The 11,873-nt window shown below is 62.5% G+C and carries 10 protein-coding genes; all 10 read left to right on the top strand.

The window, feature by feature from the left end:
* The first annotated feature begins 28 nt into the window (after nt 1–28).
* Nucleotides 29–4,255 carry a DNA-directed RNA polymerase subunit beta' gene (gene rpoC, locus F8R15_RS18945; RefSeq protein WP_152845639.1) on the top strand — a complete coding sequence of 1,409 codons (4,227 nt, stop codon included), beginning with the start codon at nt 29–31 and terminating at the stop codon, nt 4,253–4,255.
* Nucleotides 4,256–4,393: 138 nt separating this feature from the next.
* The gene (locus F8R15_RS18940; protein ID WP_152845638.1) at nt 4,394–5,104 is read left to right on the top strand and encodes a hypothetical protein; all 711 of its coding nucleotides are present in this window, start codon (nt 4,394–4,396) and stop codon (nt 5,102–5,104) included.
* Between the two features lie 117 nt (nt 5,105–5,221).
* Nucleotides 5,222–5,971 carry a glycosyltransferase family 2 protein gene (locus tag F8R15_RS18935; protein ID WP_152845637.1) on the top strand — a complete coding sequence of 250 codons (750 nt, stop codon included), beginning with the start codon at nt 5,222–5,224 and terminating at the stop codon, nt 5,969–5,971.
* A 5-nt stretch (nt 5,972–5,976) separates the two neighbouring features.
* Complete coding sequence (locus F8R15_RS18930; protein WP_078521308.1) at nt 5,977–6,282, top strand: lipid-A-disaccharide synthase N-terminal domain-containing protein; 306 nt, start codon at nt 5,977–5,979, stop codon at nt 6,280–6,282.
* A complete protein-coding gene (locus tag F8R15_RS18925; protein WP_152845636.1) occupies nt 6,257–7,705 on the top strand; it encodes a glycosyltransferase family 39 protein in 1,449 nt (482 codons plus the stop codon). The genes F8R15_RS18930 and F8R15_RS18925 overlap by 26 nt, the downstream gene beginning before the upstream one ends.
* Nucleotides 7,686–8,423 carry a phosphatase PAP2 family protein gene (locus F8R15_RS18920; protein ID WP_172976265.1) on the top strand — a complete coding sequence of 246 codons (738 nt, stop codon included), beginning with the start codon at nt 7,686–7,688 and terminating at the stop codon, nt 8,421–8,423. The genes F8R15_RS18925 and F8R15_RS18920 overlap by 20 nt, the downstream gene beginning before the upstream one ends.
* Nucleotides 8,424–8,667: 244 nt before the next feature.
* Nucleotides 8,668–9,039, top strand: coding sequence for a 30S ribosomal protein S12 (gene rpsL / locus F8R15_RS18915; protein ID WP_038074720.1), 372 nt, complete (start codon nt 8,668–8,670; stop codon nt 9,037–9,039).
* Between the two features lie 12 nt (nt 9,040–9,051).
* Nucleotides 9,052–9,522 carry a 30S ribosomal protein S7 gene (gene rpsG, locus F8R15_RS18910; protein ID WP_075773836.1) on the top strand — a complete coding sequence of 157 codons (471 nt, stop codon included), beginning with the start codon at nt 9,052–9,054 and terminating at the stop codon, nt 9,520–9,522.
* Nucleotides 9,523–9,540: 18 nt separating this feature from the next.
* Nucleotides 9,541–11,664: an elongation factor G gene (gene fusA / locus F8R15_RS18905; RefSeq protein WP_083079907.1), complete on the top strand. Its 2,124-nt coding sequence runs from the start codon at nt 9,541–9,543 to the stop codon at nt 11,662–11,664.
* Between the two features lie 60 nt (nt 11,665–11,724).
* Nucleotides 11,725–11,873 (top strand): GTP-binding protein (locus tag F8R15_RS18900; protein ID WP_253732777.1); only part of this gene is annotated, 149 nt, incomplete at its 3' end.

The following is an 11,873-nucleotide window of genomic DNA, read 5'->3' as shown; positions in this document are numbered from 1 at the left end:
CCTTCCGCCCTCATTCAAGGATTTACAGATGAACCAGGAACTGACCCAAAACCCGTTCAACCCGCTCGCGCAGCCGAAGGCGTTCGACGAGATCAAGATCTCGCTCGCCTCGCCGGAGCGGATCCTGAGCTGGTCCTTCGGTGAAATCAAAAAGCCGGAAACCATCAACTACCGTACGTTCAAGCCCGAGCGTGACGGCCTGTTCTGCGCACGCATCTTTGGCCCGATCAAAGACTACGAATGCCTGTGCGGCAAATATAAGCGCATGAAGTATCGCGGCGTCGTCTGCGAGAAGTGTGGCGTGGAAGTCACCCTCCAGAAAGTGCGCCGCGAGCGTATGGGCCACATCGAACTGGCCTCGCCCGTCGCTCACATCTGGTTCCTCAAGTCGCTGCCCTCGCGCATCGGCCTGATGCTGGACATGACGCTGCGCGACCTCGAGCGCATCCTCTACTTCGAAAACTTCGTGGTGATCGAGCCGGGTCTGACCGACCTGCAATACGGTCAGCTGATGTCCGAAGAAGAGTATCTCGACGCGCAGGACACCTACGGCGCGGATGCCTTCACCGCCAATATCGGCGCCGAGGCTATCCGTGAAATGCTTGCTGGCATCGATCTCGAAGCCACGGCCGAGCAGCTCCGCGAAGAGCTGAAGGAAGCCACGGGCGAGCTGAAGCCGAAGAAGATCATCAAGCGTCTGAAGATCGTCGAGTCGTTCCTCGAGTCAGGCAACCGTCCCGAGTGGATGGTGCTGACCGTGCTTCCGGTGATTCCGCCGGAACTGCGTCCGCTCGTCCCGCTCGATGGTGGCCGTTTCGCGACTTCGGATCTCAACGACCTTTATCGTCGTGTGATCAACCGGAACAACCGTCTGAAGCGTCTGATCGAACTGCGTGCGCCCGACATCATCGTGCGCAACGAAAAGCGGATGCTGCAGGAATCGGTCGATGCGCTGTTCGACAACGGCCGTCGCGGCCGCGTCATCACGGGCACCAACAAGCGCCCGCTGAAGTCGCTCTCGGACATGCTTAAAGGTAAGCAGGGTCGCTTCCGTCAGAACCTTCTGGGTAAGCGCGTCGACTTCTCGGGTCGTTCGGTCATCGTGACCGGCCCGGAACTGAAGCTGCACCAGTGCGGTCTGCCGAAGAAGATGGCGCTCGAACTGTTCAAGCCCTTCATCTACTCGCGCCTCGAGGCCAAAGGCCTGTCGAGCACCGTGAAGCAGGCGAAGAAGCTGGTCGAGAAAGAGCGTCCCGAGGTGTGGGATATCCTCGACGAGGTCATCCGCGAGCACCCGGTTCTGCTGAACCGTGCGCCGACGCTGCACCGTCTGGGTATCCAGGCGTTCGAACCGATGCTGATCGAAGGCAAGGCGATCCAGCTGCACCCGCTCGTCTGCTCGGCGTTCAACGCTGACTTCGACGGTGACCAGATGGCCGTCCACGTTCCGCTCTCGCTGGAAGCCCAGCTGGAAGCGCGCGTGCTGATGATGTCGACGAACAACGTCCTGTCGCCCGCCAACGGCGCGCCGATCATTGTTCCTTCGCAGGATATGATTCTGGGTCTCTACTACGTGACCATGGAACGCGAAGGCATGAAGGGCGAAGGCATGTCCTTCTCCTCGGTCGAGGAAGTGGAGCACGCGCTCAACTCGGGCGAAGTGCATCTGCACGCCAAGATCACCGCGCGGATCAAGCAGATCGACGAGACCGGCAACGAGGTCTACGAGCGTTTCGAGACCACGCCCGGCCGTGTGCGCCTCGGCGCGCTGCTGCCGCTGAACGCGAAAGCGCCGTTCGAACTGGTGAACCGTCTTCTGCGTAAGAAAGACGTGCAGAACACGATCGACACCGTCTACCGTTATTGCGGTCAGAAAGAGTCGGTAATCTTCTGTGACCAGATCATGGGCATGGGCTTCAAGGAAGCGTTCAAGGCTGGCATCTCGTTCGGCAAGGACGACATGGTGATCCCGGATAACAAGTGGGACATCGTCGAAACCGTCCGCGACCAGGTCAAGGACTTCGAACAGCAATACATGGACGGTCTGATCACCCAGGGTGAGAAGTACAACAAGGTCGTCGATGCATGGTCGAAGTGTAACGACAAGGTCACCGACGCGATGATGAACACCATCTCCGCGCCGAAATACGACGAGAACGGTGCCGAGCAGGAACCGAACTCGGTCTACATGATGGCCCACTCGGGTGCTCGTGGCTCGGTGACGCAGATGAAGCAGCTGGGCGGCATGCGTGGCCTCATGGCCAAGCCGAACGGCGAGATCATCGAGACGCCGATCATCTCGAACTTCAAGGAAGGTCTGACCGTTCTTGAATACTTCAACTCGACGCACGGCGCCCGTAAGGGTCTGTCGGATACCGCACTGAAGACGGCGAACTCGGGTTACCTGACCCGTCGTCTGGTGGACGTCGCTCAGGACTGCATCGTGCGCACGCATGATTGCGGCACCGACCGCGCGATCACCGCTTCGGCTGCTGTGAATGACGGCGAAATCGTCGCTCCGATCTCGGAGCGCGTGCTGGGCCGTGTCGCAGCGGACGACGTGACGGTTCCGGGCGAGGACGAGGTGATCGTCCGCGCCGGCGAGCTGATCGACGAGCGCAAGGCCGACGCGATCGAGCAGGCGGGCGTGCAATCCGTCCGTATCCGCTCGGCGCTGACCTGTGAGGCCGAAGAGGGCGTTTGCGCGCTCTGCTACGGTCGCGACCTCGCACGCGGTACGCTGGTGAACCAAGGCGAAGCGGTGGGCATTATCGCCGCGCAGTCGATCGGTGAACCCGGTACGCAGCTGACGATGCGGACCTTCCACTTGGGCGGTGTTGCTCAGGGTGGCTCGCAGTCGTTCCTCGAGGCCAGCCAAGAGGGCAAGATCGAGTTCCGCAACGCCAACATCATCCTCAACGAGATGGGCGAGCAGATCGTCATGGGCCGGAACATGCAGCTCGTGATCGTGAACGATCAGGGTGAAGAGCTTGCCTCGCACAAGATCGGCTACGGTACCAAGGTCTTCGTGAAGGACGGCGAGTCCGTCGGTCGCGGCGACAAGCTGATCGAATGGGATCCCTATACCCTGCCGATCATCGCCGAGAAGCCCGGTAAGGTTCGCTTCGTCGACCTGATCTCGGGTATCTCCGTGCGCGAGGATACCGATGATGCGACCGGCATGACCCAGAAGATCGTGTCCGACTGGCGCGCTGCGCCCAAGGGCAACGAACTGAAGCCGGAAGTTCTGATCCTCGGCGAGGATGGCGAGCCGGTCCGCAACGAAGCGGGCAACCCGGTGACCTATACCATGTCGGTGGATGCGATCCTCTCGGTGGAAGACGGTCAGGACGTGAAGGCGGGTGACGTCGTTGCGCGTATTCCGCGCGAAGGCGCGAAGACGAAGGACATCACCGGCGGTCTGCCGCGTGTGGCCGAACTCTTCGAAGCTCGTCGTCCGAAGGATCACGCGATCATCGCCGAAATCGATGGCTATGTGCGCTTCGGCAAGGACTACAAGAACAAGCGTCGGATCGCGATCGATCCGCGTGATGATGGTCTGGAGCCGGCAGAGTACATGGTGCCGAAAGGCAAGCACATCCCGGTGCAGGAAGGCGACTTCGTGCAGAAGGGTGACTACATCATGGACGGCAACCCGGCGCCGCATGACATCCTGCGCATCATGGGGATTGAGGCTCTGGCCGACTACCTCATCAACGAGGTGCAGGACGTCTATCGACTGCAGGGCGTGAAGATCAACGACAAGCACATCGAGGTGATCGTTCGCCAGATGCTGCAGAAGATCGAGATCCTCGATTCCGGCGATACGACGCTCCTGAAAGGCGAGAATGTCGACAAGGCAGAGTTCGACGAGGAGAACGACAAGGTCGCAGCCCGTGGTGGGCGTCCGGCGCATGGCGAACCCGTGCTGCTCGGCATCACCAAGGCCTCGCTGCAGACCCGGTCCTTCATCTCGGCGGCCTCCTTCCAGGAGACGACCCGCGTTCTCACCGAAGCTTCGGTGCAGGGCAAGCGCGACAAACTCGTGGGCCTCAAGGAGAACGTCATCGTCGGCCGTCTGATCCCGGCGGGTACCGGTGGCGCGACCACCAAGGTCCGCAAGATCGCGACCGAGCGTGACTCCAAGGTCATCCAGCAGCGTCAGGCCGAGGCGGAAGCCGCGGCAGCGCTGGCGGCTCCGGCCGAGGCAGAGGCTGATTTCGGTCCGGTCGAGACGCCGGAAAGCCGCGATTGATCCACCTCCGGTTGGAGACGATCTGAAACATCCCCCCGCGCGAGAGATCGCGCGGGGGTTTTTCTTTGCGCGAACCCGATCTCTGGGGCAGGGTAACGTCGAAAAGGCGAGAGCCTGTTTGCCGGAGGAGGGACCCCGATGATCCGCTTTGTCACCCCGTTCGCGCTGAGCGCGCTGATCGCCATGCCAGCCTTTGCGGGCGCCTATCAGGATGCGGAGGCGCAGTTGCGCAAGGCCTATGGCGACTACCGTGCGGCGCTGTTCCTGTCGAACCAGGGCAAGCAGCCGGAAACCAAGGCCGCGCTCGACCGCTTCGTCGGCGAGTGGCAGACGCTGTCCGACGCCTGGACCGCCGAGCCGCCGCCGCAATATGCCGATGACGCGGTTCTCGGGGCGACCTTCGACAAGGTCAGCGAGCTTGCGGCGAAGGCCGAGGAAGAGGTGGCCGCCGGGAACCTGCCCGAGGCGCATGAGACCCTCGAAGGGGTGCGCGACAGCATCGGCGATCTGCATATCCGCAATGGCATCGTGGGCTTCTCGGATCGGATGAACGCTTATCACGCGGAGATGGAAGAAGTGCTCGCGCGCGATTACGCCGGGATGGGCGGCGAGGGCGCACGCCAGTTGATCGCGGATGCCTCGCTGCTGAGCTACCTCGCGGCGCAGATCGTCAAGCATCCTGCGCCGGAGGCCGACACCGACATGGCCTATCAAAAGCTCGTGGACGGCTTCGCGGTCTCTGTCGCCTTCTTCTACGACGCGGCGATGGCGGGCGACATGGAACGTGCAATGGAGATGCGAAACGCCCTCAAGCCGAGCTATTCGAAGCTTTTCGCGAAATTCGGCTGATCCGCCACAGGGACGCGGCTGCCCCGGGATGATCCGTTTACAAGACCGGGTGGCGGGTCTAATAGAGCCGCACCTTCGGCGCCATCCCGGCCCAGCGACAAGAGAGTTCCGGCACCCATGCCCGAGATTTCAATCGTGATCCCCGCGAAGAATGAAGCGCCGAACATCGCGGGGCTTCTCGACGAGATCGACGCCGCCTGCGCGCCGGTCTGCGATTACGAGGTGATCGTGGTCGATGACGGCTCGGATGACGGGATGGACCAGATCCTGCGCGAGCGGATGAAGACACATCCGAACCTGCGTCTGCTGCAGCACAGGAATGCGGCCGGGCAGCGGGCTTCGGGCGGTCAAAGCGCGGGCGTCCATTCGGGCGTTCGGGCTGCGAAGGGCAGCATCATCTGCACGCTGGACGGCGACGGTCAGAACCCGCCCTCCGAGCTTCCCGCCCTGATGGCGCCGCTGCGCGCGGCGAATTCCGAGAAGATCGGGCTGGTCGCAGGTCAGCGTGTCGGGCGGCAGGACACGATGTCCAAGAAGCTGGCCTCGAAGGCGGCAAACAAGATCCGCGGCGCGATCCTGAAAGACGGCACCCGCGACACCGGCTGCGGCCTCAAGGCTTTCCGGCGCGAGGCGTTCCTCGCGCTGCCCTATTTCGACCATATGCACCGCTACCTCCCCGCGCTGTTCTCGCGCGACGGGTGGCAGGTGGCCCATGTCGACGTCGCTCACCGCTCGCGCGGGGGCGGCAGCTCGAATTACAACAATCTGCAGCGCGGTCTCGTCGGCATCGTCGACCTGATGGGCGTCGCGTGGCTTCTCCGTCGGCGCAAGAAAGCGCAGCCCGGCGAAGTGATGCGCGAGGAGTAACGCCTATGGACTGGCTGATGGATGTGCTTCACGCGGACAGCGTTCTCGAGCTGTGGTGGGTCCTCTTCGGCCTGCTCGCGCAGCTCATGTTCACGGGGCGGTTTCTCGTCCAGTGGATCGCGTCCGAGCGCAAAGGCGAATCCGTGGTGCCGGTCGCATTCTGGTATTTCTCGCTCGCCGGCGGCGTGATGCTGCTGACCTATGCGCTCTATCGCAAAGATCCGGTCTTCGTTCTCGGCCAGTCGCTCGGCGTGTTCATCTACGGGCGCAATCTGTGGCTGATCCATGCCAAGCGTAAACGCGAAGCTTGAACGCAGGGGCGATCGGGACGGTTGGCTCGTCCCGGCCCTGATCGTCGTCGCCGCGGTCACCGCGCTGCGGCTGGTACTTCTGGCGTTCAACAAGACCGATCTCTTCGTCGATGAGGCGCAATACTGGCTCTGGGGCCAGCATCTCGATTTCGGCTATTACTCCAAACCGCCGCTGATCGGCTGGCTGCTGCGGGCGGTGACCGATCTGGCGGGCTCGGACGCGCCGTCTTGGGTGCGGATGCCGGGGGCTGTGCTGCACGGCATCACGGCGCTGGTGCTTGGCGCCTTGGGCGCCCGGATCGCGGGGCGTTCGGTCGCGATCTGGTCGGCGGCGATCTATGTCACGCTGCCCTTCGTTGCGGTCGGCTCGGTGCTGATCTCGACCGACACCGTTATGGCGCCGTTCTACGCGCTGAGCCTTCTGTTCCTGCATCGCACCGGCGAGAGCCGTCGCTGGTCGGACGCGCTCGCTGCGGGCGTGGTGGCGGGGCTGGCCTTCATGGCGAAATACGCCGCGATCTACCTGATCCCCGGTCTGGCGCTGGCAGCCCTTGTCGCGCCCGCTTGGCGGATCGGCTGGCGCAACACTGTGATCGCGGCGCTGGCCTTCGGGCTGGTGATCGCGCCGAACGTGGTCTGGAACCTGAATAACGGGCTGACCACAGTCTCGCATACGATGGACAATGTCGGCTGGGTCCGCGAAGGGGCTGCGCTGAATTTCGGTTCGATGGTGGAGTTCGTCGCCTCGCAATTCGCGGTCTTCGGGCCGGTGACCATGGTGGCGCTGCTGATCGGCTATGCGGGCTGGGGAGACCCGGACAAGCGCGGGCTGGCGATGCTCTCGGTGCCGCCGCTGGTCGCGGTGACGATCGAGGCGCTGCTCGACCGCGCCTATGCCAACTGGGCGGTCGCTGCTTATTTCGCGGGGACCGTTCTGGCGGTGATGGTGCTGCGCGGCATCTGGCGCTGGATCGCGCTCCTGATCAACGGGCTGATCGCGCTGTCGATCCCGCTGCTGACCGTCCTCGCGCCCTATCCGCAGAAGGATGGCGCGCCGCTTCTGAAGCGGTGGCTGGGGCAGGCCGATCTGAGCCGCCAGATCCTGACGCTTGCGAAAGAAGCCGACGTCCCGGTCTACACGGGCAATCGCGCGATCCTCGCCGATCTGTTCTATACCGGGCAGGATGCAGGCGTGACCGTCTACGCGCCGCAGCCTGTCGTGCGCGCCGACAGCTATTACGAGCAGATGTGGCCCTTGCCACAGGACTATAATGGTCGTTTGCTGGTGATCGCCAATAGCGCGCCCGATTGCGGCAGCGGTCCGGTTACCCCCGAGGCGCAGCTCGACGCGACGGGGACCTGGGCAGGCAAAGGCTATGCGGCTTATCTGGTGGAGGCGCGCTGTGTCCGTTCCGAAAATTGACATGATCTTCGCGGGCCGCCTGTTGCTGGCGGCGTGGATCGGGGGCTTCCTGCTGTTCCGCTTCGTGCCGGAGCTCGATCTCGGCGTCGCCGGGCTGTTCTACCGGGCAGGGGAGGGGTTCTCGGTGATCACCAATCCGCTCTGGGAATGGCTGCGCCAGCGGATCTGGGATGTCTCGATCGTTCTGTTCCTCGTCTCGCTCGTGGCTTGGCCCTGGGCGGGGCTGCATCATCGCACGGTGCTGCGCCTGCCTGCGCGGATCTGGGCGTTCATCTGCCTGCTCTATCTGCTCGGTCCGATCGTGGTCGTGAACGGTGTCCTGAAGGCCAATTCGGGACGCGCGCGCCCGGCCGATGTCGATCTCTTCGGCGGCGCGCATCATTTCAGTCTTGCGGGCACCTTCACCGATCAATGCTCGAGGAACTGCTCGTTCGTGTCGGGCGAGGTGGCGGCGGCGGTGGCGCTGGGGCTGCTGATCTGGCTCGGCGCAGAGCTGTCGCGGCTGCGCCTGCCGCGCTGGGGATTGCTCTATCTGCGGGCCATCGGCGTCTTCGTCGCGGTCTTCATCATCGTGCAGCGAGTCGGTACCGGGCGGCACTTCCTGTCGGATACCTATTTCGCCGGATTGGTGAGCCTTACGTCGGCCTGGCTGCTCTGGGGGATCCTGTTTGCGGGGTGGGGCGCGCAGCTCCTCGCGCGGACCCGCCGCGAGAGTTGACAACCCACACGACTCCCCCTATACGCCGCGCTACCTGACGGGCGAAGTCTGCCCGAAGGGTCGCCGATTTCTAGTGGTCATGATCCGGGCCTTCGCCCCGATCCTCTGGAATTCAACGCATTCGCCGCGGTCCTCGGGCCGGGGAGGAATGCGATTTGGCGTTTTCGCGAATCCGCGCGGAAACGCGTCGAGAAGTGGCGCCTCCGGAAACGGGGCGAGTATTGACAGCAGAACGGGGAACCGAATGCCGACGATCCAACAGCTGATCCGCAAACCGCGGCAGCCCAAGGTGAAGCGCTCTAAGTCGCAACACCTCCAAGAGTGCCCGCAAAAGCGTGGCGTTTGCACGCGCGTCTACACGACGACGCCGAAGAAACCGAACTCCGCTATGCGTAAGGTCGCCAAGGTGCGCCTGACGAATGGCTTCGAGGTCATTTCCTACATCCCGGGCGAAAAGCACAACCTGCAGGAGCACTCCGTTGTGCTCATCCGTGGCGGCCGTGTGAAAGACCTTCCGGGCGTTCGTTACCACATCCTGCGCGGTGTGCTCGATACGCAAGGTGTTAAAGACCGTCGTCAACGCCGTTCGAAATACGGCGCGAAGCGTCCGAAGTAAGGAGATCTCGAGATGTCTCGTCGTCACGCCGCTGAGAAGCGCGAAGTCCTGCCCGACGCCAAATATGGCGATCGCGTGCTGACCAAATTCATGAACAACCTGATGATCGACGGCAAGAAGTCCGCCGCCGAGAAAATCGTCTACAACGCGCTCAACCGCGTTGAGGGCAAGCTCAAGCGTGAGCCCATCGAGGTGTTCCACGAAGCCCTCGACAACGTGAAGCCTTCGGTCGAAGTGCGTTCGCGTCGTGTGGGTGGTGCCACCTACCAGGTTCCGGTCGAAGTGCGCCCGACCCGCCGCGAAGCGCTGGCTATCCGCTGGCTCATCGCTGCCGCCAAGTCCCGCAACGAGAACACCATGGAAGAGCGCCTCGCTGGCGAGCTTCTGGATGCGGTGAACTCGCGTGGTTCCGCGGTCAAGAAGCGCGAAGACACCCACAAGATGGCCGACGCGAACAAAGCGTTCAGCCACTATCGCTGGTAATTACGGAAGGACGCCACAATGGCTCGCGAATATCCCCTAAAGCGTTATCGCAACTTCGGGATCATGGCGCATATCGACGCTGGTAAAACCACGACGACCGAGCGCATCCTGTTCTACACCGGCAAGTCGCACAAGATTGGCGAAGTGCACGACGGTGCTGCTACCATGGACTGGATGGAGCAAGAGGCCGAGCGCGGCATCACCATCACCTCGGCAGCAACGACGACTTTCTGGCAGTGGCAGGAAGATCCGACCGCCGAAGGTACGGATGATACCAAGTTCCGTATGAACATCATCGACACCCCCGGCCACGTCGACTTCACCATCGAGGTGGAGCGTTCGCTGGCCGTGCTCGACGGCGCTGTTGCGCTGCTCGACGGGAACGCCGGTGTTGAGCCGCAGACCGAGACCGTGTGGCGTCAGGCTGACCGCTACAAGGTTCCGCGCCTCGTCTTCGTCAACAAGATGGACAAGATCGGCGCGGACTTCTTCAACTGCGTGAAGATGATCAAAGACCGCACCGGTGCGACCCCGGTTCCGGTGAACTTCCCGATCGGTGCCGAAGATCAACTCGAAGGCATCGTCGACCTGGTCACCATGGAAGAGTGGGTCTGGAAAGGCGAAGATCTGGGCGCTGCCTGGGTTCGTCAGCCGATCCGTGACGATCTGAAGGCGACTGCGGACGAATGGCGTTCGCACCTCATCGAGAACGCCGTCGAGCAAGACGACGACGCGATGATGGCCTATCTCGAAGGCGAAGAGCCCGATATCGCAACGCTGCGCAGCCTGATCCGTAAGGGCACGCTGTCGCTGTCCTTCGTTCCGGTTCTGGGTGGTTCGGCCTTCAAGAACAAGGGTGTCCAGCCGCTGCTCAACGCCGTGGTCGACTTCCTGCCCTCGCCGCTCGACGTGCCCGCCTACATGGGCTTCTCGCCGGACGACGAGACGGAAACCCGGAACATCGCGCGTCACGCCGATGACGAAGAGCCGCTCTCGGGGCTCGCCTTCAAGATTATGAACGACCCCTTCGTGGGCTCGCTCACCTTCACGCGCCTCTACTCGGGGACGATGAAGAAGGGCGACTCGATCCTGAACGCGACCAAAGGTCGTAAAGAGCGCATCGGTCGTATGATGATGATGCACTCGAACAACCGGACCGAGATCGAAGAAGCGTATGCAGGCGACATCATCGCGCTGGCCGGTCTGAAAGAGACCACCACCGGTGACACGCTGTGCGACCCGAACAACCAGGTCGTTCTCGAAACGATGACCTTCCCCGATCCGGTGATCGAGATCGCCGTGGAGCCGAAGTCGAAAGCCGACCAGGAGAAGATGGGCCTCGCCCTTCAGCGCCTGGCAGCCGAAGACCCGTCCTTCCGCGTCGAGACCGATATCGAGTCGGGTCAGACCATCATGAAGGGCATGGGCGAACTTCACCTCGACATCCTGGTCGACCGCATGAAGCGCGAGTTCAAGGTTGAGGCGAATATCGGTGCTCCGCAGGTGGCCTATCGCGAGACGATCAGCCACGCGACCGAGATCGACTACACGCACAAGAAGCAGACCGGCGGTACCGGTCAGTTCGCGCGCGTCAAGCTCGAGATCACGCCGACCGAGCCGGGCGAAGGCTATTCGTTCGAGAGCCGCATCGTTGGTGGTGCTGTTCCGAAGGAATACATCCCGGGCGTCGAAAAGGGCATCAAGTCGGTCATGGACTCCGGTCCGCTGGCAGGCTTCCCGGTGATCGACTTCAAGGTTGCGCTGGTTGACGGTGCTTTCCACGACGTCGACTCCTCGGTGCTCGCCTTCGAAATCGCTTCGCGTGCCGCGATGCGTGAAGGTCTTCGCAAGGCTGGCGCGAAGCTGCTCGAGCCGATGATGAAAGTCGAAGTGGTGACCCCGGAAGAATACACCGGTGGCATCATTGGCGACCTGACCTCGCGTCGGGGCCAGGTGCAAGGTCAGGACACCCGCGGCAACGCGGTCGTCGTGAACGCCTTCGTGCCGCTCGCCAACATGTTCGGCTACATCAACAACCTGCGTTCGATGTCCTCGGGCCGTGCGGTCTTCACGATGCTCTTCAGCCATTACGAAGCCGTGCCGCAGAACATCTCGGACGAGATCCAGAAGAAATACGCGTAAGGGACGTGCGCCGGGGCAACCCGGCGCCTTTCCAATCCAACGCACTGACAGGAGGCCATCATGGCAAAGGAAAAGTTTGAACGTAACAAACCGCACGTCAACATCGGCACGATTGGCCACGTTGACCACGGCAAGACGACGCTGACGGCTGCGATCACGAAGTATTTCGGTGATTTCCGCGCGTATGACCAGATCGACGGCGCGCCGGA

Source organism: Thioclava sp. JE_KL1 (assembly GCF_009296265.1).
Classification (GTDB): domain Bacteria; phylum Pseudomonadota; class Alphaproteobacteria; order Rhodobacterales; family Rhodobacteraceae; genus Thioclava.
Note: the sequence above shows the minus strand (reverse complement) of the source record. Positions and strands in the feature narration are given on the sequence as shown.

Bases quoted from the DNA above. Each gene is read 5' to 3' on its own strand.
- rpoC (WP_152845639.1), top strand. From the start codon at position 29: ATGAACCAGGAACTGACCCAAAACCCGTTCAACCCGCTCGCGCAGCCG.
- F8R15_RS18940 (WP_152845638.1), top strand. From the start codon at position 4,394: ATGATCCGCTTTGTCACCCCGTTCGCGCTGAGCGCGCTGATCGCCATG.
- F8R15_RS18925 (WP_152845636.1), top strand. From the start codon at position 6,257: ATGCCAAGCGTAAACGCGAAGCTTGAACGCAGGGGCGATCGGGACGGT.
- F8R15_RS18930 (WP_078521308.1), top strand. From the start codon at position 5,977: ATGGACTGGCTGATGGATGTGCTTCACGCGGACAGCGTTCTCGAGCTG.
- rpsG (WP_075773836.1), top strand. From the start codon at position 9,052: ATGTCTCGTCGTCACGCCGCTGAGAAGCGCGAAGTCCTGCCCGACGCC.
- rpsL (WP_038074720.1), top strand. From the start codon at position 8,668: ATGCCGACGATCCAACAGCTGATCCGCAAACCGCGGCAGCCCAAGGTG.
- F8R15_RS18935 (WP_152845637.1), top strand. From the start codon at position 5,222: ATGCCCGAGATTTCAATCGTGATCCCCGCGAAGAATGAAGCGCCGAAC.
- fusA (WP_083079907.1), top strand. From the start codon at position 9,541: ATGGCTCGCGAATATCCCCTAAAGCGTTATCGCAACTTCGGGATCATG.